The following is a 21,653-nucleotide window of genomic DNA, read 5'->3' as shown; positions in this document are numbered from 1 at the left end:
CCAACCATGACAAGCCCCTCTTCGCCGGCGCGTGCGCCTTTTCATCTGGGTCAGGAAAGCGTCGCACCCGGCACGCGCCGGCAAATCGACGTGCCGGTGGCACGGCTTTATACCCATACGCCGCTGCATATTCCGGTGGAGGTGGTACACGGGCGCAGAAGCGGCCCGGTGCTGCTGGTGTGCGGGGGGATTCACGGCGATGAAATCAACGGCGTGGAAATCGTCCGCCGGCTGCTGCACGTGAAATCCATTGCCGCTTTGCGCGGTACGCTGATTGCCGTGCCGGTGGTCAACGTTTTCGGCTTTTTACAGCAAACGCGCTACCTGCCCGACCGGCGCGACCTTAACCGCTGCTTTCCCGGCAGCGAAGCGGGCTCGCTCGGCGGGCGTATTGCTGCGCTGTTTCGCCAGCAGATCGTCGATCACGCCACCCACATCATTGATTTGCACACCGGGGCGCTGCATCGCACCAATTTTCCGCAGATCCGTGCGCGGCTGACGCCGGGCAGTGACACCGAACGCATGGCCGATGCCTTTGGCGCGCCGGTGGTGCTCAATGCTGAGCTGCGCGACGGTAGCCTGCGCCACTACGCCCAGCACCGACATATCCCGGTGTTGACCTATGAAGCCGGGGAGGCGCTGCGCTTTGACGAGTGGGCCATTGGCCCGGGGGTTAGCGGTGTTCTGCGCGTTATGCGCCGGCTGGGCATGCTGACCGGAGAACATCGCCGTCGTCGCCCTGCACCGGCCGAAATCGCCAACGGTTCGGGCTGGGCTCGTGCGCCCATTGACGGCATTCTGCGCCCGCGCGTGCGTCTTGGCGCGCGCGTGGCCCGAGGTGATCTGCTGGGCCGGGTGGCGGATCCCTTCGGCAATGACGAAGGGGAGGTGAGAGCGGTTGCCGACGGTATTGTGATCGGCACAAGCCGCTTGCCGCTGGTCAACGAAGGCGAGGCGCTGTTTCACATTGCCCGCTTTGATGCCATTGAGGAGGCGGAAACCGCCATAGAAACGTTTCAGTCGACGTTTACACCGCCGCCGGCGTTTTAACTCGCTTTGTTTTGATCTGCCCCAGCGCGTCGTCGTAAACGCTCAGGCCGGCGCCTTCGCGGTGGGCGTTTTCCGACAAATGCCGGCGGAACTGGCGCCCGCCGGGGCAGCCCTGAAAAAGTCCCAGCGTATGGCGTGTGACGTGGTTGAGCTTTGCGCCTTCGTCCAGCCGCCTGGCGATATAGGAGCGAAACGCCCGCGCCGCGTCCATGCGAGTGGTCGCCGGGTTGGCGGCCCCGTACAGCCGCCGATCCACGTCGGCCAGAAGCCAGGGATTCTGGTAGGCTTCGCGGCCGACCATGACGCTATCGACGCGCTCCAGCTCGCCGGCGCAGGCGTCGAGGGTTTTCAGCCCGCCGTTGAGGCCGATATGCAGCGTCGGATGGCGCAGCTTAAGGCGGTGCACTCGGGCGTAGTTGAGCGGCGGCACGTCGCGGTTTTGCTTGGGCGAGAGCCCCGCAAGCCAGGCCTTGCGCGCATGAACCGTGAATATTTCGCCGCCGGCATCGGCTACGGTGGTGATAAACCGCTCCAGGTCTTCCTCCTCGTCCTGGTCGTCAACGCCGATGCGACATTTCACCGTTACCGGAATGGACACCGCTGCTTGCATGGCTTTTACCGCGGCGGCCACTTTTTCGGGGTAGGCCATCAGGCAGGCGCCGATCAGGTTGTTTTGCACCCGGTCGCTTGGGCAGCCGACGTTTAAATTGACCTCGTCGTAGCCCCAGGCCTCGGCAATCGCCGCGCACTCGGCAAGCTCGCCGGCGTCGCTTCCGCCCAGCTGCAGCGCCAGCGGGTGCTCCACAGCGTCGTAGCCCAGAAAGCGCTCCCGGGGCGCGCCGTACAAAATCGCCCCGGTGGTGACCATCTCGGTGTACAAAAGCGCGCGGCGGGTCAGCGTACGCGCCAGGGCGCGGTAGTCCCGGGTCGTCCAGTCCATCATCGGCGCCACAGAAAAGCGGCGGGCGGCATTGGCGGGGTACTCGGTGGTCATGGGCATGAGCATGTATCTAGGCGTGCGCGAAAGGGCGTCAAAAAGGGGCGGGCGGCTATTCTACGCAATAAAGCGTCAACGGCACAAAGCCATAGTGCTCCTGGGCCGGCGCTGTCGTTTTTAGGCGAGGTCTTTTTCCGGGTAACCCACGCTTAATTTGGGGTGGCTAGCATGACCGGCCTTGTATTCTGGTTATATCGCCGTTGAGAGGGGGATAAATGTTATCGCTGACGCTGGGGCCGCTGGCCGTTTCCGTGGGGCAGGCACTGATTGTGCTGGCCTTTCTGGTGGCGCTGATCGCCGGGAAAGTTTCCGCCGGGCGACGGGACGTTGCCATCAGCGATACGATTATCAATCTGGCGCTGGTGGGCGTGGTGGCCGCGCGGCTGGTGTTTGTCGGGCGTTATTTCGACAGCTATGGGCTTGATCCGCTGGCGTGGGTTGACGTTCGTGACGGCGGGTTTGATCCTGTGGCCGGGGTGTTGGCCATAGGGATTTGGGGCATGTATCTGGGCTGGCGGCGTCGCGCGCTGCGCCGGCCGCTGTTCATGGCCGCGTTTGCCGGGCTGCTTGCCTGGGGGCTGACCGGCGGCGCCATGCGTCTGATGGAAAACCAGGCCAGCCGGCCGCCCAAAGCGCGGCTGGAAGCGCTGGACGGCACTTCAATTCGTTTGCCTGAACTGCAGCGCCAATCCGGAGGCAAGCCGATGGTGGTGAATCTCTGGGCCACCTGGTGCCCGCCGTGTCGCAAGGAAATGCCGATGCTGGAACGTGCCCAGCAGCAGCGTACGGATGTGCTGTTCGTGTTTGCCAACCAGGGCGAGGCGGCGCCTACGGTGCGCGATTTTCTCGACCATCAGGCGCTGGCGCTGGATAATGTCCTGCTGGATCGCAGCGGCGCCGTCGGCGAAATAGCCGGCTCGGCCGCACTGCCGACCACGCTGTTCTATAGTGCCGACGGTGCGCTGGTAGACAGCCACTTGGGCCAGCTGTCCCGGGCGACGCTGCGCCGTGCGCTGCGTCGCGCCGCGGCGGACGGGCAAAGCCGGTGATCTGCGGGCGCGCGCGGGGTGTGCAGCACTGATACACTGATGCCATGAAACGTTCTGAACAGCATCTGGCGGCGCTGACCTGCAGCGCTGGCAGGTTTTACAACCACGGCAAGACGATATTGATCATGCGTTCTCATTGTTTTTTCAGCGCCGCTTGGCGTTTCCGCGTGCTTGCGCTGGGCGCGGTACTTTTTACCGTGTCCGCGGCGGCCATGGCCAAGGCGCAGCCTGAAGAGGCGCTGCCGAAAGGCCATTATGCCCTGCCGGAAAACGGCAATATGGTGGGCGAGGCGTATCGCGTCACGGTAAAAAAAGACGAGACGCTGCTCGATATCGCCGCTGAGCACCAAGTGGGCTACGAAGAAATTCGCCGGGCAAATCCGGATACCAGCCTTTGGGTGCCCAAGCCGGGTAGCCAGGTGACGATCCCCGCGCGCTATATACTGCCTCCTGTCCGCCGGGAAGGGCTGGTCATCAATCTGGCGGAGCTGCGGCTGTACTATTTTCCTGACGCCGCTCAGAGCGAGACACCGATTGTCGAGACCTATCCCATCGGCATCGGCCGCGAGGGCTACACCACGCCGCTGGGCGTCACCAAAACAACCATGAAGCTGAAAGATCCGGCCTGGTATCCTCCTGATTCCATCCGCCAGGAGGCGGCCGAAAAAGGCGATTCGCTGCCCTCGGTGGTGCCACCGGGACCGGATAATCCGCTGGGCACGCGGGCGATCCTGCTGGATTTGCCCGGCTACTTGATCCACGGCACCAACCGCCCGGACGGCGTGGGCATGCGTGTGAGCCACGGCTGTATTCGCCTGCGCCCCGAGACGGTGCAGTCGCTCTTTACGCGCGTGGGGGTAGGCGAGCGGGTCAATATCATTGATATGCCGGTCAAGATTGGCCGCGACGGCAAGCGTCTTTATGTGCAGTCTTATCCGCTGGAGGAGCAAAAGGCAGGCATGGACGCGTTCATCGGTGCGCTGGAAAAAACCCCCGGCACAGAGCAGGCCGTGTTGGACTATACGCGCCTGGCGGCAACGCTTGACGCCGGCAGCTGGCAGCCTACGCCCTTGGCACCGCTGCCCGAGGCGGTGATCGAGCCCCGAAAGCAGCCGCGTCACTGGTTTGATGCGTTTCGCAGCTGGCGGCAGTCAGTTGAAACGTCATATAAGACACCTGAACAGCGCGGGGACGCGTAAACGGAGGCAGCCATGCTCATGCGGCGTATACGCATCTGGCCTTTACGGATGCTGACCACGGTACTGTTGCTGACCGCGGTACTGTCGGCCTGTGGTGGCAGCGAGGACGCAGCGCCCGATACTTCGCCCACGGCCGACGAGTCGGTGGTACAGGCAGAGCCTGCGCCGCCGCCGCAGGACGTGCAGCCGCTGACGGCTACGCTGCGCGCGGAGGTGACCATGCGCCCGGATCGTCGGCTGATGGTGGCCGGGCATACAAACCTGCCCGACGAGGCACAGCTGGTGGTGGTTATTGAGCGAGAGGCCAGCGGGGCTCGCTGGCAGGAACGCGCGCAGGTTCGCAGCAGGCAGTTTCAGGCCGGTCCGCTGGGGTTTGGCAGCGGCGTACCGGACGGTAGCTACAGCGTGCGAGTGCAGCTGTCAGAGGCCAGCGTGCAGCCGCTGACGGTGCGTCGTCGCATCGGCGATGACGGCGAGTGGCTGGAAGGCGAGCTGGTGCGCGATGCGCCCCACGGGCTGGGGCGTATCATTACCTATACGCGAGACTTCTCGATTGGGAGCATGCCCAAGCGTAGCCAGCGTGAAATCGGTGTGCGCTATTCCCAAGAGTAGGCGCGCTGCCAGTGTGCCAGCAGCACCGCACAGAGCGGCGTGTGCGTTGGCGGCGGCTGGCGGTAATGCGCCAGGTCAACGCGGTCATCCCGGCGCACCAGATAGTGGCCGGCATGCCGAAAGGCGGCGGCCGGGCCGAACAGCGCCAAATCTTTCTGAGCCAGCGGCGCGAAACAAGTATCGGCAGCCGGGGTTGCCATAAAAGCCGGCCCGCTCCAGGGTACATCCAACGGTATGCCGTCTGTATGCGTGGGGGTTACCCAGTGCTGCTCCCAGGGCAGCGGGCCGGTATGGGTCAGCACTGCGAGCGACGCGCCGTTTTTCCCTTCAAGCAGCATCGACAGCGGGCAGCTCAGAGCCTCGGCCAGGGCCACCAGGCGTGCGTGACCGATTTGTCGAATGGCCCCGGACTCCCAGTAGGAAACTGTCACGTCGGAGACACCCACGCGACGGGCAAGAGCGGCCTTGCTGAGCCTGGCCGTAAGCCTTAATTGCTTGATGCGAGCGCCTAGAGGTTCCATACGTCGTCCTGTTGATGAGCCTGACGGTCGTGTGTAGCAACGACATGGTAGGCGATTGTGCCCTAACGCGCATCCTGATAAAGCCCATACCCGCTGACGAGGCGTTATCCTTTTATGCTCGGCTGCGAACTGCGCCACTGTTGGTTGCGGCCGCGGTGCGTATAATGGCGCCACGTTTTTGTCTACGACGCTCACCCCTTTGTGACACTAAGGATTTCACCATGACCGTACGTACCCGTATTGCGCCGTCGCCCACGGGCGACCCCCACGTTGGCACCGCCTATGTGGCGCTGTTTAACCTGTGTTTTGCGCGCCAGCACGGCGGTGAGTTCATCTTGCGCATCGAAGATACCGACCGTGTGCGTTCAACCGCGGAGTCCGAGCAGATGATTCTCGATTCGCTGCGCTGGCTGGGTATCGAGTGGGACGAAGGCCCTGATGTCGGCGGGGCGTACGGTCCTTATCGGCAGAGCGAGCGCGGCGATATCTACGCCGAATATACCCAGCAGCTGCTGGATGCCGGGCACGCTTTCAAGTGCTATCGCACCGCGGAGGAGCTCAATGAGCTGCGCGAGGCGCGCAAGGCCGCCGGCATGCACCTGGCGCTTAAGCCCGATGATCTGGCGCTTGATGCTGACGAGCAGCAGCGCCGCGCCGACGAGGGCTGGCCCTTTGTGGTACGTATGCAGGTGCCCAAGGAGGGCGTATGCGTGGTTGACGATATGCTGCGCGGGCGTATCGAGGTGGACTGGGCACAGGTCGACGCTCAGATTCTGCTGAAATCCGACGGCATGCCCACCTATCATCTGGCCAACGTGGTTGATGATCATTTGATGGCTATTACCCACGTGCTGCGCGGCGAAGAGTGGATCAATTCAGCGCCCAAGCACCAGCTACTGTACGAATATCTGGGCTGGGATATGCCGGTGCTGTGCCACATGCCGCTTTTGCGCAACCCGGACAAGTCCAAGCTCTCCAAGCGCAAAAACCCAACGTCGATCAACTATTACCGTCGCATGGGCTTTTTGCCTCAGGCGGTCACCAACTATCTGGGCCGCATGGGCTGGTCGATGCCTGACGAACGGGAAAAGTTTACGCTGGCAGAAATGATCGAAGTCTTCGACATTTACCGGGTGTCGCTTGGCGGGCCGGTGTTTGATCGGGAGAAGCTGACCTGGCTTAACGGCGTATATATTCGCGAGGATCTGGACGACGACGCCTTTTTGCAGGCGCTGCGCGACTGGGCGTTCAACGAGGCCTACGTCAAGCAGATTTTGCCCCAGGTGCGTCCGCGCGTAGAGACGCTGTCTCAGGTAGCGCCCTTGGCCGGGCATTTCTTCTCCGGCCTGCCGGCGATCACTGAAGCTGCGTTCGACGGCGTCAAGCTTGAGCGCGAGACGCTGGTCAAGCTGCTGCAGTTTCTGGTGTGGCGTTTGGAAACACTGCCCGCCTGGCACAAGGAAGCGCTGCTTGAAGAGGTGAAATATCTGGCCGGCCATTTCGACCTCAAAATGAAAGAATTTCTGGCACCGGTGTTTATTGCGATCACAGGCTCTAGTGCGAGCACTTCGGTTATGGACGCCATGGCGATTCTGGGCTCCGACATGACCCGCGCGCGGCTGCGTCACGCCATCAGTGTGCTGGGCGGCGTGTCGAAAAAGCAGGCCAAGCGTCTGGAAAAGGCGTACCGCGACCTTGGCTGACAGAGCATCAGGCCGGGCCTTTTATGGAGGTCTCTTTATAGAGGCATAGAGCAGCAGGCGCCGCAAAAATAGCGGCGCTTTTTTGTTGACGTGGCCAAAAAGCATACGTATTATACGCTTCGTCTTCGAGACATGTGGGGCCTTAGCTCAGCTGGGAGAGCGCGACACTGGCAGTGTCGAGGTCAGCGGTTCGATCCCGCTAGGCTCCACCATTTTCTTCCCCGAAGCACCTTGCTTCCTGCCATATTCGGCACGACTGCGTCCCATTCGTCTAGTGGTCCAGGACACCGCCCTTTCACGGCGGTAACAGGGGTTCGAACCCCCTATGGGACGCCACTTCTGTCTTGACTGCCGCTGCTTTGCTTTCCTTTATTTTTTCCGCCTGGGCTTCCGGCCGGCTTTTGCGTACCTGACGGTATGGACCTGACGACGCCCTATGGCAGCTTTCCCATGGCGCCGTGCCGGCGGGGCGGTATGCTGGTGCTTGCCTGATTCGTGATACCTTGTCGCGCATCAAAAACAAGGATTTTTGCGGCGTTTTCCCCTTGACTTGTCCACTTCGTCTGTTCCGCTCTCGGCTGCTGTGCACAACTGCCTGTTATTGCCCGAAGAAAAAGATTGCTATCTTTATTTTGTTATAAAACAACGACTTGCTGCAGGTTAAAAAGTGATCAATTTGAGGCAGAGCCGCTCTTAATGCCGACTGCGGGACGTTTTCTAACGGTTGTAAACAGGGTTATCCACAGTTAGTGTGGAAAACCCTGTTCAGCGCCGTCGTGAGGAAAAGTCAAGGCCTATTCGGGCGTTTTCAGATGTTTTGGCAAGACCGATATGCCAAGGCGCTGGCCATAAAAAAGGCCACCCGAAGGTGGCCTGATACGCAACCGGCAGCGGCAGTGGATGCCGCGCGGGAACCGCCGCGATTTAGTTTTGCGGATAGTCGCGCTGGTCGTTGCCGATGTAGAGCTGGCGTGGCCGGCTGATCTTGTAGCTGTCGCTGAGCATTTCGTGCCAGTGGGAAATCCAGCCGATCGTACGCGATACCGCAAAGATCACGGTGAACATGTTGGTCGGGATGCCCATGGCCTTGAGCACAATGCCTGAGTAAAAATCGACGTTGGGGTAGAGCTTGCGCTCGATAAAGTATTCGTCTTCCAGCGCGATCTGCTCCAGCCGCTTGGCGATCTTGAGCTGGGGATCGTTGGCGTGGCCAAGCTCGGCGAGCACTTCGTCGGCGGTTTCCTTCATGACGCGAGCGCGGGGATCGAAGTTGCGGTAAACGCGGTGGCCAAAGCCCATGAGCTTGAACGGGTCGTTTTTGTCCTTGGCCTTGTCGATGAAGCGCTGGATGTTTTCTTCAGAGTCGTCGCCGATCTCATCAAGCATTTTCAGCACGGCTTCATTGGCGCCGCCGTGAGCCGGGCCCCAGAGTGCAGCGATGCCGGCACTGATGCAGGCAAAGGGGTTGGCGCCGGTCGAGCCGGCCATGCGCACGGTGGACGTCGAGGCGTTCTGCTCGTGGTCAGCGTGCAGCATGAAGATGCGGTCCATCGCCTTGGCGTATACCGGATTGACCCGGTAGGTCTCGCTGGGCGTGGCAAACATCATGTAAAGGAAGTTTTCGGCGTAGCTCAGCTCGTTGCACGGCGTATTGAACGGCTGGCCGATGTTATACTTGTACGCCATGGCAGCGATGGTTGGCATCTTGGCAATCAGGCGTACGGCGCTGATGACGCGGTCTTCTTCCTCGGCGATGTTCATGTGGTCGTGATAGAAAGCGGCCAGTCCGCCGGTCACGCTGCACAGAATCGACATGGGATGCGCATCGCGGCGGAATCCCTTGAAGAAGTTGTTGATCTGATCGTGAACCATGGTGTGGTTACGGATGCGTGCCTGAAAGGCAGCGTACTGCTCGTCGTCGGGCAGGTTGCCAAACAGCAGGGTGTAGCACAGCTCGACGAAGTTGGAATGCTTCGCCAGCTGGTCTATCGGGTAGCCACGGTGAAGCAGCACGCCCTGTCCACCGTCGATGTAGGTGATGGCCGACTTGCAGGAAGACGTTGCCATGAAGCCTGGATCATAGGTAAATAGCCCGTTGGCGCCCAGGCTGCGAACGTCGATGACGTCGGGCCCCAGCGCGCCGGAGTAAACCGGTAGCTCAATCGCCTGATCCATACCGTCTACGGTCAGTGTTGCTTTCCTGTCAGCCATGCAGGCCTCCTTTCGAATTCGGGTGGGACGTACGGTGTTGCTGTTGCTTGCCGCGCCGGCGAAAAGGCCGCTCCACTATAAAAGGGCCCCAAGGATTGTCAATTAGCGATCAGGCCAAACAGTACGTGAAAAAAGTAGAATGGCTATACGCAAGCTGTAATATCGAACAGTTTTTGTCTATGATTGGGCCTGTGCCGTTAGCGCATCGCCTGCCCATGTAACGCGTGGTGCAAGCAGATCACGCAGCACGGTGTAGCAGCGACGACCGCGTGGCAAATTTCTTGCACGATGGTCGAGTAACGCCGGGTTTGGTTTGTCAGTCAGGTGTCGGATTTATATAATTTGCATACCACGCTGCTGGCGAAAAGGCGGTGTGTCCGACTTGGCAACGGCCGAGCCCTACCAGCAACCACTGCCCGCCCGGGCAAATGCCTGACCGCCGCCGAGCGGGCCAAGAGAGTGTGTATAGAGCCGTGAATAGCAAACGACCCGTAAACCTCGATCTTACAACGTTCCACTTTCCTTTGCCGGCGCTGACGTCGATCGTGCATCGCATTACCGGTATCATTATGTTTGTGGGCCTGATCTTCGCCTTTTGGGCGCTTAGTGTCTCGCTGTCTTCGCCTGCCGGCTTCGACGCGGCGAGCAGCGCGCTGGCCCACAATATCTTGGCCAAGCTGATTGCTTGGGGACTATTGTCGGTTTTGGCGTTTCACTTCGTGGCCGGCATCAAGCATATGTTCATGGATGCCGACATCGGCGTCACGCATGAAGGCGGCATCCAGAAGGCGCAGGCTACCGTAATTGTCAGCGTCGTTCTGATCATTCTGGCAGGAGTATGGGTATGGTAACCAGTATCACCAGTTTTGGCCGTAACGGCGTCTCTGACTGGCTCATGCAGCGCGTATCCGCTGTTATTCTTGCCGTGTATACGGTGTTTATGGTGGCTTATCTGCTGCTGCATCCTGAGCTGGACTATTACACCTGGAGCGGTCTGTTCGAGCAGACCTGGATGCGCATCTTTTCGCTGCTGGCCTTTGTCTCTCTGGCCGCCCACGCCTGGGTAGGTCTATGGACTGTGACCACCGATTATCTCAACGCTACCTATCAGCGCGTAGGTGTCCAGATGCTTATCATTCTGGCCATCTTTGTCTACCTGGTATGGGGCATTCAACTTCTGTGGGGAGCCTGATTCATGTCTAACCTGCGTAGCCTGACATTTGACGCCATTATCATCGGTGGCGGCGGCTCCGGTTTGCGAGCGGCGCTGGAGCTTGCCAAATCCGGCAAGCAAACGGCGGTGCTGTCCAAGGTGTTTCCCACGCGTTCGCACACGGTTTCGGCCCAGGGCGGCATCACCTGCGCGATCGGCGCTGCCGACCCGGAAGACGACTGGCGGTGGCACATGTATGACACCGTCAAGGGCAGCGACTACATCGCCGACCAGGACGCGGCGGAGTATCTGTGCTCTGAAGGCCCCAAGGCCGTATTCGAACTTGAGCACATGGGGTTGCCGTTCTCACGCTTTGATAACGGCCGTATTTATCAGCGCCCCTTCGGCGGCCAGTCGAAAAACTTCGGCGAAGGCGGTCAGGCAGCGCGCACCTGTGCCGCGGCTGACCGTACCGGGCACGCGCTGCTGCACACGCTTTATCAGAACAACATCAAAAACAACACGACCTTTCTCAACGAATGGTACGCGGTTGATCTGGTAAAAAACGAAAACGGTGACGTGGTGGGCTGTATTGCCATGTGCATCGAAACCGGTGAAGTGGTGCACGTCAAGTCCAAGGCGACGGTGCTTGCCACCGGCGGTGCCGGACGTATCTACGCCTCGACCACCAATGCGCTGATCAACACCGGCGACGGCATCGGCATGGCGCTGCGGGCAGGTTTCCCCATGCAGGACATGGAAATGTGGCAGTTCCACCCCACCGGCATTCACGGCGCCGGAACCCTGGTCACGGAAGGCTGTCGCGGCGAAGGCGGCTATCTGATCAACAAAGACGGCGAGCGCTTTATGGAGCGCTACGCGCCCAACGCCAAAGACCTCGCCAGCCGTGACGTTGTTGCCCGCTCCATGGTCATGGAGATGCTTGACGGCCGCGGCGCCGGCGATGACGGCGATCACGTCTTCCTCAAGCTTGATCACCTGGGCGAAGAAGTGCTCAACAAGCGTCTGCCGGGTATCTGCGAACTTTCCAAGACCTTTGCCCACGTTGACCCGGTCCACGAGCCCATTCCGGTTGTGCCGACGTGCCACTACATGATGGGCGGCATTCCTACCAATATCCACGGCCAGGCGATTAAGCAAGACGACAACGGCAATGATCAGGTGATTAACGGCCTGTTTGCCTGCGGCGAAGTTGCCTGCGTATCCGTGCATGGGGCTAACCGTCTGGGCGGCAACTCGCTGCTGGATCTGGTCGTTTTTGGCCGTTCAGCGGGCAAGTTCATCGAAAGTGCGCTCAACGAAGGCGTCGAATACCTCGATGCCAACGAGTCCGACGTTCAGGCGGCCATGAAGCGTCTGGATCGCTGGAACGGTTCTGCGGAAAACGGCGAATCGATTCCGGAGCTCAAGCGCGAGCTGCAAGAGATCATGCAAAACGATTTCGGCGTGTTCCGCGAAGAGCAAAAAATGCAGGAAGGGGTCAAGCGCCTGGAAGCCCTGCGCGAGCGTATCGACAACGCCTACCTGCCGGACAAGTCCAACGCCTTCAACACCGCGCGGGTCGAGGCGCTGGAGCTGGATAACCTGATGGAAGTGGCCGAAGCCACGGCGATATCCGCCCTTGAGCGCAAGGAAAGCCGGGGGGCTCATTCGCGCTACGACCACCCGGACCGTGATGACGTCAACTGGCTCAAGCATTCGATCTACTGCCCCAAAACGAAAAGCCTCGGCAAGCGTGACGTCAATTTCAAGCCCAAGACCGTCGATACGTTCGAACCGAAGATTCGTACCTACTGATACGCCGCAGACGAGAGGGAGTCACGATGTCACATCTCCAGGTATCGATATACCGCTACAACCCTGAGACCGACGCTGCGCCGTACATGCAGGAGTTTCAGGTCGACACCAAAGGCCGCGATGTCATGGTGCTGGACGTTTTGCACATGATGAAAGAGCAGGATGCCACGCTTGCTTTTCGTCGTAGCTGCCGGGAAGGGGTGTGCGGCTCTGACGGTATGAACATGAACGGCAAAAACGGTTTGGGCTGCATCACGCCGCTTTCCGAAGTGGTAAAAAACGACAAGCTCACCTTGCGTCCGCTGCCGGGATTGCCGGTGATCCGCGATCTGGTCGTGGACATGGCGATCTTTTATAAGCAGTACGAGCGCATCCAGCCCTACCTGCAAAACGACGAGCCGGTGCCGGCTATCGAGCGGCTGCAGTCGCCGGAAGACCGTGAAAAGCTTGACGGTCTCTACGAGTGCATTCTGTGCGCCTGCTGCTCTACGGCCTGCCCGTCTTTCTGGTGGAACCCGGACAAGTTTGTCGGCCCGTCAGGGCTTTTGCAGTCCTACCGCTTTCTCGCCGACTCTCGAGATACGGCGACCCGCGAGCGGCTGACCGATCTGCAGGATCCGTTCTCGGTATTTCGCTGCCGCGGCATCATGAACTGCGTGGCGTTTTGTCCCAAAGGGCTCAATCCCACGCGTGCCATCGGCAAAATCCGTGAAATGCTGATCGCCGAGGCCACCTAGCCCGGGGTTGGTCGTCAGCCTTGTGCTGCCGGTGACTGAGGCGTGCAGCGCCGTGGCGTATGCGACTTGAGTTACGTGACTTAGCACGCTAAGTTGCAAACGACTACTTAAACCGTAGCGCATGGCTTGTTATCATGGTTCATCAAACGGTGCGACGCCACGTCGCACCGTTTTACGCCATCGCGATGTCGCCGCGCCCGGCGCAGCGATACCACCCCATCAGTGCAGGGTGACCGAGAAATGCAACAAGGCATAATGGAGTTGATGTGGCGCTCGTCCCACGTGAGCGGCGGTAACGCTCACTATGTGGAAGCGCTATTTGAGCAGTACCTCGACGATCCCGACGCTATTCCCGAGGAATGGCGTCGCTATTTTGACGAGCTATCGGAGCTTGACGGTGACGCCGTCCAGGACGTGCCGCTCTCACCGGTGCGCGAGCAGTTTTACAAGCTGGGTCAGGCGCAGCGCTCTGGCGCTGTCCCGGCAGATGACGGTGTGAGCAAAAAGCAGGTCAAGGTACTGCAGCTAATTAATGCGTACCGTTTCCGCGGACACCAGAAAGCCAATATTGATCCGCTGGGCCTGCGCGATCCTGCCCCTGTTCCCGATCTTGACCTGTCATTCCATCAGCTGTCCAAAGCTGACATGGATACCGAGTTTCAGACCGGTTCGTTTTTTTTGGGCCTTGATAAGGCGCCGCTTCGGGATATCGTCGACGCGCTGGAGCGCACCTACTGCCGCTCCATCGGCTGCGAATTCATGCACATCGTCGATACCGAAGAAAAGCGCTGGCTCCAGCAGCGTTTTGAATCGGTACGCAGCGCACCGACGTTTCGCAATGAAGCGCGCCGGCACGTGCTTGAACGGTTGACCGCCGCAGAAGGGCTGGAAAACTACCTGGCTTCGAAATACCCCGGGACCAAGCGCTTTGGCCTTGAGGGCGGCGAAGCCTTTATTCCCATGGTGGACGAGCTCATTCAGCGCGCAGGGGGCTACGGTGCCAAGGAAATTGTCATCGGAATGGCCCACCGCGGTCGCCTGAACCTGCTGATCAATATTCTGGGCAAGAACCCGGCCGACTTGATCGACGAGTTTGACGGCAAAAAAGTCATTGAACGCGGCTCGGGCGACGTCAAGTATCACCAGGGCTTTAGTTCCAACGTCATGTCACCGGGTGGCGAAGTCCATCTGGCGCTTTCGTTTAACCCCTCGCATCTGGAAATCGTCGCCCCGGTAGTGGAAGGCTCGGTGCGTGCCCGCCAGGATCGTCGCCAGGACCCCAGCGGTGAAAAGGTCGTGCCGATCAACGTCCATGGGGACGCATCCCTGGCCGGGCAGGGCGTGGTGATGGAAACATTCCAGATGTCCCAGACCCGCGCGTACCGCACCGGCGGCACCGTGCATATCGTGATCAACAACCAGATCGGGTTTACCACCTCACATCCGGAGGATGCGCGCTCCACGGAGTACTGCACCGACATCGCCAAGATGGTGCAGGCGCCGATTTTCCATGTGAACGGTGACGATCCCGATGCGGTCATCCATGCCACCCAGGTAGCGCTTGACTACCGCCACCAGTTCAAGAAAGACGTAGTCATTGATCTGGTTTGCTACCGCCGTCGCGGCCATAACGAGGCTGACGAACCCTCCGGCACGCAGCCGATGATGTATACCAAGATCAAAGACCATCCCTCGGCACGCGCTTTGTATGTCGAAAGGCTGGTGAAGCAGGGTGTTATCGGCGAAGACGAAGCCGCTTCGATGGTGGAAAAGTACCGCGACGACCTGATGGCGGGCAATCATGTGGCAAATGCCCTGGTGCAAAAACCCAACGAAGCGCTTTTCGTCAACTGGCAGCCCTACATCGGCCATGAATGGACCGGCTACGCCGATACCTCCTTTGACATGCAGCGCCTGCAGCAGCTGGCCAAGCGCATGTGCGATATTCCCGAAGGCGTCGGGGTGCAGCGCCAGGTAGAAAAAATCTATGCCGAGCGGCGCAAGATGCAGGCCGGCAAGCAGGCCGTCAACTGGGGATTCGGTGAAACTCTGGCCTACGCCACGCTGCTGGATCAGGGCCATCCGATACGGATTACCGGCCAGGACACCGGGCGCGGCACGTTCTCTCACCGCCACGCCGTGGTGCACAACCAGAAAGACGGCAGCACCTATGTGCCGCTGCAAAATATCAGCGACGGCCAGCCGCGCTTTACCATCCATGACTCATTTCTATCCGAAGAGGCCGTGTTGGCCTTTGAGTATGGCTACGCAACCACCGCGCCCAACGATCTGGTGATCTGGGAGGCGCAGTTTGGCGATTTCGTCAACGGCGCCCAGGTCATGGTGGACCAGTTTATTTCCTCCGGTGAAACCAAGTGGGGGCGGCTGTGCGGGCTGACCATGCTGCTGCCTCACGGCTATGAAGGCCAGGGGCCGGAGCACTCCTCGGCGCGTCTTGAACGGTTCTTGCAGCTGTGTGCAGAGAACAATATGCAGGTCTGCGTGCCGACAACGCCGGCACAGATTTTCCACCTGCTGCGTCGTCAGGTGATACGCCCGCTGCGCAAGCCGCTGGTGGTGATGTCGCCCAAGTCGCTGCTGCGCCACAAAGCGGCCACCTCAAGCCTGGAAGATTTGGCGTACGGCAAGTTCCACATGGTGATTCCTGACCAGGCAGACTTGGTGGCCGAAGAGGTAACCCGCGTGGTGCTGTGTGCCGGCAAGGTCTATTACGATCTGGTCAGCTGGCGTGAGGAAAACGAGCGCTACGACACGGCCATTATTCGCATAGAGCAGCTTTACCCCTTTGCCCAAGACGCCTTGCTGGACGTGCTGCAGGTTTATCAGCACGTTGAAGATATCGTCTGGTGCCAGGAAGAGCCGCTGAACCAAGGGGCCTGGTACCCCAGTCAGCATCATATGCGCGCCGTTGCCGAAAGGCTGCGTGAAGGGCTTGGCGGCAGGCTCAAATTTGCCGGCCGTGCCGCATCTGCCGCGCCGGCAGCGGGGTATATGTCCGTGCATGCCGAACAGCAGCGCCAACTGGTGGAAGACGCCTTCAACCTGTAAGCGCCCGTCCGGTTGATGAATCTACCGGTTTAGCGAACACATTAGGGGAACGATATGGCTATCGAGATCAAAGCGCCGAATTTTCCAGAGTCCGTAGCGGAAGGCACGGTGGCTACCTGGCATAAAAAGCCCGGTGATCGCGTTGAGCGCGACGAACTTGTCGTGGAAATTGAAACCGACAAGGTCGTACTGGAAGTGGTCGCGCCGCAGGCAGGCACGCTAGGCGATGTTCTCGCCGATGAAGGGGACACCGTCGAGTCCGAGCAGGTGCTGGGTAATCTTGACGAAACTGCGTCCCAGGGCGGTAGCAGCAAGCAAGGCGACAAGGCATCGTCCAACGATGCAGGTGCCGATACGCCGAGCGCAGAGCAGAAAGCGGATACGCAAAAGACCGACGGCGGCCAGCAGCATGATATCAAGGCGCCCTCTTTTCCTGAGTCGGTACAGGAAGGCACGGTAGCCGGCTGGAAGAAAAAGGTCGGCGAAGCGGTCAAGCGCGATGAAGTGCTGGCCGAGATCGAAACCGACAAGGTCGTGCTCGAAGTGGTTGCTCCGGCCGACGGCGCGCTTACCGAGATCAAGGCCGAGGCCGACAGCCAGGTCGAATCCGAAGAGCTGCTGGCTGTATTTACCGAAGGAGCCGGCAGCGCAGACGGCGGCGATGCCCAGCCGCAGGCAGCGGCCAGCGACGATGCTGAAAGTGAGGGCAGCGCCAACGAAGAGCTCGACGGCAAGATCCTGGCGCCGGCAGCGCGCAAGATGGTCGCCGAGAACGATCTTGACGCCTCGCGCATCAAGGGAACCGGCAAGGGCGGACGCATTCTTAAAGAAGACGTGCAAAAAGCGCTGAACGACGGTAGCGCCAAGAAGGCATCCGGCGGCGAGCAGAAAGCCAAGGGCCAAGCGGCATCGAAGGCGAACAAGCCAGACGCCGCAGCCCAGGCAGCGCCGGCCCCGGTGGAAGGCCAGCGTCCGGAAAAGCGCGTGCCCATGAGCCGGCTGCGCCAGACCGTCGCCAAGCGTCTGGTCGAGGCCCAGCAGACCGCGGCCATGCTGACCACCTACAACGAGGTGGACATGAGCGCGATCATGGCGCTGCGCGCCGAGTACAAGGAAAGGTTCCAGAAGGCCCACGACGTCAAGCTCGGTTTCATGAGCTTTTTCGTCAAGGCAGCTTCCGAGGCGCTCAAGCGTTTCCCCGACGTCAACGCCTCCATCGACGGCAAAGAGATCGTCTACCACGGCTATCAGGATATCAGCGTTGCCGTGTCGACCGACCGCGGCCTGGTAGTGCCGGTGCTGCGTAATACCGACCAGATGCAGATGGCCGACGTGGAAAAAACCATCGGCGATTTTGGCAAGCGCGCCCGCGACGGTAAGCTGGGCATCGATGAAATGCAGGGCGGCACCTTTACCATTACCAACGGCGGCATTTTCGGCTCGCTGCTATCCACGCCGATTCTCAACCCGCCGCAGACGGCTATCCTGGGCATGCACAAGATCCAGGAGCGGCCCATGGCAGTAGACGGCAAGGTCGAGATACGGCCGATGATGTATCTTGCGATATCCTATGACCACCGTATGATCGACGGAAAAGACGCCGTGCAGTTTCTGGTGGCGATCAAGGAGCTGCTGGAAGATCCCGCGCGCCTGCTGCTCAACGTATAAGCCTGCATCTGAGAGCAAGCAGATAGGATACTGACGCGCCAAGAAACTTCATTTACGATTGTCATCGCCCCGGGTGCGGGGCGAGGCAGCCCGGACAAAGGAGCCGAAATGGCTGACAAGTTTGATGTGATCGTTATTGGTGCCGGCCCCGGCGGCTACGTCGCCGCTATTCGCGCAGCGCAGCTGGGGCTGAAAGCCGCCTGCGTAGAAAAGTGGCAAGACAAGCAGGGCAAGGTCGCACACGGCGGCACCTGTCTGAACGTGGGCTGTATTCCGTCCAAGGCGCTGCTGGAAGCCTCGCACAAGTTCGTGGAAGCCCGCGATGATTTTGACGAGCTGGGCATCGTCGGTGGCGATGTGTCCATGGACGTCAAGAAAATGATGGCGCGCAAGGACAAGATCGTCAAAAACTTGACCGGCGGCATCTCGGGGCTGTTCAAGGCCAACGGCGTGACCGCCCTTAACGGCACCGGCAAGGTCATCGGTAACAAGCAGGTGGAAGTCACCGACTTTGACGGCAAGACGGCGACCTACGAAGCCGACAGCATTGTGGTGGCGGCAGGTTCCGTGCCGGTAGAAATTCCGCCAACGCCGCTGACCGAAGGGCTGATCGTTGATTCCACCGGCGCGCTGGAGTTTGAAGAAACGCCCAAGCGTCTGGGCGTGATCGGGGCCGGCGTTATCGGCCTGGAGCTTGGCAGCGTGTGGAATCGCCTGGGCGCTGACGTGACCGTGCTTGAAGCCATGAATGACTTTCTGCCCATGGTCGACGCCAGCATCGCCAAGGAAACCCAAAAGCAGCTTAAAAAGCAGGGCATGGACATTAAGCTGGGTGCCAAGGTCAGCGGCTCAGAGGTCAAGGGCGAGGAAGTCGTCGTCAAGTATGAAGACGCCGACGGCGAGCAGGAAATGACCTTTGACAAGCTGATCGTGTGCGTAGGCCGTAAACCCTACACCAAAGGCGTCATTGCAGACGGCGTTGACGTTGAGCTTGATCCGCGCGGCTTTATTACCGTGGACGATCAGTGCCGCACCAGCGTGCCGGGCGTCTATGCCATCGGCGACTGCGTGCGCGGCCCGATGCTTGCGCACAAGGCGTCTGAAGAGGGCATCATGGTGGCCGACATCATCGCCGGGCACAAAGCCGAGGTGAACTACGACGCCATTCCCAGCGTTATCTATACCGCGCCGGAAGTGGCCTGGGTAGGCATGACCGAGCAAAACGCCAAGGATCAGGGCATCGAGGTTAAAACGGGCGCTTTCCCGTTTGCCGCCAGCGGTCGCGCCATGGCGAACAATGCCACCGAAGGCAGCGCCAAGGTCATTGCCGATGCCAAAACCGATCGTATTCTGGGCTTGCATATTGTAGGCCAGCACGCCGGTGAAATGATTGCCCAGGGCGTCATTGCTATGGAGTTTGGCTCCAGCGCTGAAGATCTGGCGCTGACCTGCTATGCCCATCCGACCATGTCCGAGGCGGTCCACGAAGCGGCTCTGGCCGTTGACGGCCATGCCATCCACATGGCCAATCGCAAGAAACGTAAATAATCCAACCCAGAAAAATCAGCACCGCCTGCGGGTGGTGCGCTGCTTTGGCGTCTTTGTACTATGCGTCGTCGTACTATGCATCGTCGTACTACGCACCGCTGTACTATGCATCGTTGTATGACGCACCGCTTACTGCGCATCAATGCACTGAGCATCAATGCACTCAAGCGCGATCGTCAAAGCGCGGGGATGGGGGGCGAGCGTCGCCCATCGTTTGAATCACATGCAACCAATGGCATGAAGCGATGAACCTTCACGAGTATCAAGGCAAACAGCTGTTTGCCGACTACGGCCTGCCGGTGTCCAAGAACTTTGCCGTCGACACCCCGGAAGACGCGGCAGACGCTTGCAAAAAGATCGGCGGCGAGCAGTGGGTGGCCAAAGCCCAGGTGCACGCCGGTGGTCGTGGCAAGGCGGGTGGCGTCAAACTGGTCAAGACTCCGGAAGAGGCGAAAGCCTTTGCCGAGCAGTGGCTTGGGCAAAACCTGGTGACCTATCAGACCGACGCCAAGGGCCAGCCGGTTTCCAAAATCCTGGTAGAAAACGCCACCGATATCGCCTCAGAGCTGTATCTGGGGGCGGTGGTTGACCGCACAACGCGCCGGGTCGTGTTCATGGCGTCCACCGAGGGCGGCGTGGAAATCGAACAGGTCGCCGAGGAAACGCCGGAAAAAATCATCAAAGCGGAAATCGATCCGCTGGTCGGTGCTCAGCCCTACCAGGCACGCGAGCTGGCGTTTGCACTAGGGTTGGAAGGCGCCCAGATCAAGCAGTTCACCAAGATTTTTCTGGGGCTTTCCAAGCTGTTCCACGACAAGGACCTGGCACTTCTGGAGATCAACCCGCTGGTGATTACCGGCGAAGGCGATCTGCTGTGCCTGGACGCCAAGGTCAATCTGGACGGCAACGCGTTGTACCGCCATCCGGACCTGCAGGCCATGCGTGATCCGTCCCAGGAAGACGAGCGCGAAGCCGACGCCGCGAAGTGGGAGCTGAACTACGTCGCGCTCGACGGCAACATCGGCTGCATGGTCAACGGCGCCGGTCTGGCCATGGGCACCATGGACATCGTCAACCTCAGCGGCGGCAAGCCGGCCAACTTCCTCGACGTGGGCGGCGGTGCCACCAAGGAGCGCGTAGCCGAGGCGTTCAAGATCATTCTCTCGGATGACAACGTCAAGGCGGTGCTGGTCAACATCTTTGGCGGCATCGTGCGCTGCGACATGATTGCCGAAGGCATCATCGGCGCCGTTGAGCAAGTAGGCGTCAACGTACCGGTGGTCGTGCGCCTGGAAGGTAACAACGCCGAGCTGGGTACGGAAAAGCTGGCGTCAAGCGGTCTTAACATCATCGCCGCGACCAGCCTGACCGATGCGGCACAGCAGGTCGTCAACGCGGCGGAGGGCAAGTAATGAGTATCCTCATCGACAAGCATACCAAGGTCATCTGCCAGGGCTTCACCGGCGGCCAGGGCACCTTCCACTCCGAACAGGCCATTGCCTACGGCACGCAGATGGTCGGCGGCGTAACCCCGGGCAAGGGCGGCCAAGAGCATCTGGGGCTGCCGGTATTCAATACGGTAAAGGAAGCCGTTGCGCAAACCGGCGCGGATGCCAGCGTGATCTACGTGCCGGCGCCGTTTTGCAAAGACTCGATCATTGAAGCGGCCAACGGCGGCATCAAGCTGATCGTGTGCATTACCGAAGGTATTCCTACCCTCGATATGCTGCAGGCCAAGGTGAAGTGCGACGAGCTGGGCGTGACCCTGATCGGTCCGAACTGCCCGGGCGTGATCACGCCTGACGAGTCCAAGATCGGCATCATGCCCGGCCATATTCACCAGCCGGGCCGTGTGGGCATTATTTCGCGTTCGGGTACGCTGACCTATGAAGCGGTCAAGCAGACCACCGACCACGGCTTTGGCCAGTCCACCTGTGTAGGCATCGGCGGTGACCCGATTCCGGGCTCCAGCTTCATCGATATGCTCAAGCTGTTTGAAAACGACCCCAAAACTGAAGCGATCGTCATGATCGGTGAGATTGGCGGTACGGCAGAAGAAGAAGCGGCGGCCTACATCAAGGATAACGTCTCCAAGCCGGTGGTTTCCTACATTGCCGGCGTGACGGCCCCTCCCGGCAAGCGCATGGGCCACGCCGGGGCGATCATCGCCGGCGGCAAGGGCACCGCGGATGAAAAATTCGCCGCGCTGGAAGACGCCGGGGTCAAGACGGTGCGTTCGCTGGCAGGCATCGGCGATGCGCTGAAAGCCGTGACCGGCTGGTAAGCACAGCACTTTCGTTCGCCGTATAAAAAACCGC

17 protein-coding genes and 2 tRNA genes are annotated in these 21,653 nt (G+C 60.2%); 16 read left to right on the top strand and 3 right to left on the bottom strand.

Annotated features, from left to right (window positions below; all coding sequences use genetic code 11):
* The first annotated feature begins 6 nt into the window (after window positions 1-6).
* On the top strand, window positions 7-1,050 hold the full coding sequence (locus ACZ415_RS00980) for a succinylglutamate desuccinylase/aspartoacylase family protein (RefSeq protein WP_344702712.1): 1,044 nt from the start codon (window positions 7-9) through the stop codon (window positions 1,048-1,050).
* On the opposite strand, the gene dusA is transcribed toward ACZ415_RS00980, so the two are convergent.
* On the bottom strand, window positions 1,028-2,044 hold the full coding sequence (dusA, locus tag ACZ415_RS00975; protein WP_344702716.1) for a tRNA dihydrouridine(20/20a) synthase DusA: 1,017 nt from the start codon (window positions 2,042-2,044) through the stop codon (window positions 1,028-1,030). The two genes, ACZ415_RS00980 and dusA, sit on opposite strands and share 23 nt — an antisense overlap.
* Before the next feature lie 218 nt (window positions 2,045-2,262).
* Between dusA and ACZ415_RS00970 the strand changes: the two genes are divergently transcribed.
* Genes ACZ415_RS00970 through ACZ415_RS00960 form a run of 3 tightly spaced genes read left to right on the top strand, consistent with a single transcriptional unit; the run spans window position 2,263 to window position 4,907 of the window.
* On the top strand, window positions 2,263-3,096 hold the full coding sequence (locus tag ACZ415_RS00970; RefSeq protein ID WP_344702718.1) for a TlpA disulfide reductase family protein: 834 nt from the start codon (window positions 2,263-2,265) through the stop codon (window positions 3,094-3,096).
* Between the two features lie 44 nt (window positions 3,097-3,140).
* On the top strand, window positions 3,141-4,295 hold the full coding sequence (locus ACZ415_RS00965) for a L,D-transpeptidase family protein (RefSeq protein WP_425552720.1): 1,155 nt from the start codon (window positions 3,141-3,143) through the stop codon (window positions 4,293-4,295).
* 12 nt (window positions 4,296-4,307) lie between these two features.
* A complete protein-coding gene (locus ACZ415_RS00960; protein ID WP_344702720.1) occupies window positions 4,308-4,907 on the top strand; it encodes a hypothetical protein in 600 nt (199 codons plus the stop codon).
* On the opposite strand, the gene ACZ415_RS00955 is transcribed toward ACZ415_RS00960, so the two are convergent.
* Window positions 4,892-5,428 (bottom strand): helix-turn-helix domain-containing protein, encoded by a 537-nt coding sequence (locus ACZ415_RS00955; protein WP_344702722.1) that lies wholly within the window; start codon window positions 5,426-5,428, stop codon window positions 4,892-4,894. The two genes, ACZ415_RS00960 and ACZ415_RS00955, sit on opposite strands and share 16 nt — an antisense overlap.
* A 221-nt stretch (window positions 5,429-5,649) precedes the next feature.
* Between ACZ415_RS00955 and gltX the strand changes: the two genes are divergently transcribed.
* From gltX to ACZ415_RS00940, 3 genes are all read left to right on the top strand, one after another.
* Window positions 5,650-7,131, top strand: coding sequence for a glutamate--tRNA ligase (gltX, locus tag ACZ415_RS00950; RefSeq protein WP_344702724.1), 1,482 nt, complete (start codon window positions 5,650-5,652; stop codon window positions 7,129-7,131).
* A gap of 136 nt (window positions 7,132-7,267) precedes the next feature.
* Window positions 7,268-7,343: transfer RNA gene (locus tag ACZ415_RS00945), tRNA-Ala, on the top strand.
* A 48-nt stretch (window positions 7,344-7,391) separates the two neighbouring features.
* Window positions 7,392-7,467: transfer RNA gene (locus ACZ415_RS00940), tRNA-Glu, on the top strand.
* 588 nt (window positions 7,468-8,055) lie between these two features.
* On the opposite strand, the gene gltA is transcribed toward ACZ415_RS00940, so the two are convergent.
* On the bottom strand, window positions 8,056-9,342 hold the full coding sequence (gene gltA / locus ACZ415_RS00935; RefSeq protein WP_344702726.1) for a citrate synthase: 1,287 nt from the start codon (window positions 9,340-9,342) through the stop codon (window positions 8,056-8,058).
* A 473-nt stretch (window positions 9,343-9,815) separates the two neighbouring features.
* On the opposite strand from gltA, the gene sdhC reads away from it, so the two are divergent.
* From sdhC to sucD, 9 genes are all read left to right on the top strand, one after another.
* A complete protein-coding gene (gene sdhC / locus ACZ415_RS00930; RefSeq protein ID WP_344702728.1) occupies window positions 9,816-10,193 on the top strand; it encodes a succinate dehydrogenase, cytochrome b556 subunit in 378 nt (125 codons plus the stop codon).
* Window positions 10,187-10,534 (top strand): succinate dehydrogenase, hydrophobic membrane anchor protein, encoded by a 348-nt coding sequence (gene sdhD / locus ACZ415_RS00925; protein WP_344702730.1) that lies wholly within the window; start codon window positions 10,187-10,189, stop codon window positions 10,532-10,534. The genes sdhC and sdhD overlap by 7 nt, the downstream gene beginning before the upstream one ends.
* A 3-nt stretch (window positions 10,535-10,537) precedes the next feature.
* The gene (sdhA, locus tag ACZ415_RS00920) at window positions 10,538-12,313 is read left to right on the top strand and encodes a succinate dehydrogenase flavoprotein subunit (RefSeq protein WP_344702732.1); all 1,776 of its coding nucleotides are present in this window, start codon (window positions 10,538-10,540) and stop codon (window positions 12,311-12,313) included.
* Window positions 12,314-12,339: 26 nt separating this feature from the next.
* On the top strand, window positions 12,340-13,050 hold the full coding sequence (locus ACZ415_RS00915; protein WP_344702734.1) for a succinate dehydrogenase iron-sulfur subunit: 711 nt from the start codon (window positions 12,340-12,342) through the stop codon (window positions 13,048-13,050).
* Between the two features lie 240 nt (window positions 13,051-13,290).
* A complete protein-coding gene (locus tag ACZ415_RS00910; RefSeq protein ID WP_344702736.1) occupies window positions 13,291-16,119 on the top strand; it encodes a 2-oxoglutarate dehydrogenase E1 component in 2,829 nt (942 codons plus the stop codon).
* A gap of 54 nt (window positions 16,120-16,173) precedes the next feature.
* Window positions 16,174-17,787, top strand: coding sequence for a 2-oxoglutarate dehydrogenase complex dihydrolipoyllysine-residue succinyltransferase (odhB, locus tag ACZ415_RS00905; protein ID WP_344702737.1), 1,614 nt, complete (start codon window positions 16,174-16,176; stop codon window positions 17,785-17,787).
* Window positions 17,788-17,895: 108 nt separating this feature from the next.
* On the top strand, window positions 17,896-19,335 hold the full coding sequence (lpdA, locus tag ACZ415_RS00900) for a dihydrolipoyl dehydrogenase (protein ID WP_344702738.1): 1,440 nt from the start codon (window positions 17,896-17,898) through the stop codon (window positions 19,333-19,335).
* Window positions 19,336-19,580: 245 nt separating this feature from the next.
* A complete protein-coding gene (sucC, locus tag ACZ415_RS00895; RefSeq protein WP_344702740.1) occupies window positions 19,581-20,747 on the top strand; it encodes an ADP-forming succinate--CoA ligase subunit beta in 1,167 nt (388 codons plus the stop codon).
* Window positions 20,747-21,619 carry a succinate--CoA ligase subunit alpha gene (gene sucD, locus ACZ415_RS00890; protein WP_344702742.1) on the top strand — a complete coding sequence of 291 codons (873 nt, stop codon included), beginning with the start codon at window positions 20,747-20,749 and terminating at the stop codon, window positions 21,617-21,619. Before sucC ends, sucD begins: the two co-directional genes overlap by 1 nt.
* The last annotated feature ends 34 nt before the right edge of the window (window positions 21,620-21,653 follow it).

The sequence above is a fragment of the Halomonas cibimaris genome (assembly GCF_055379665.1).
Note: the sequence above shows the minus strand (reverse complement) of the source record. Positions and strands in the feature narration are given on the sequence as shown.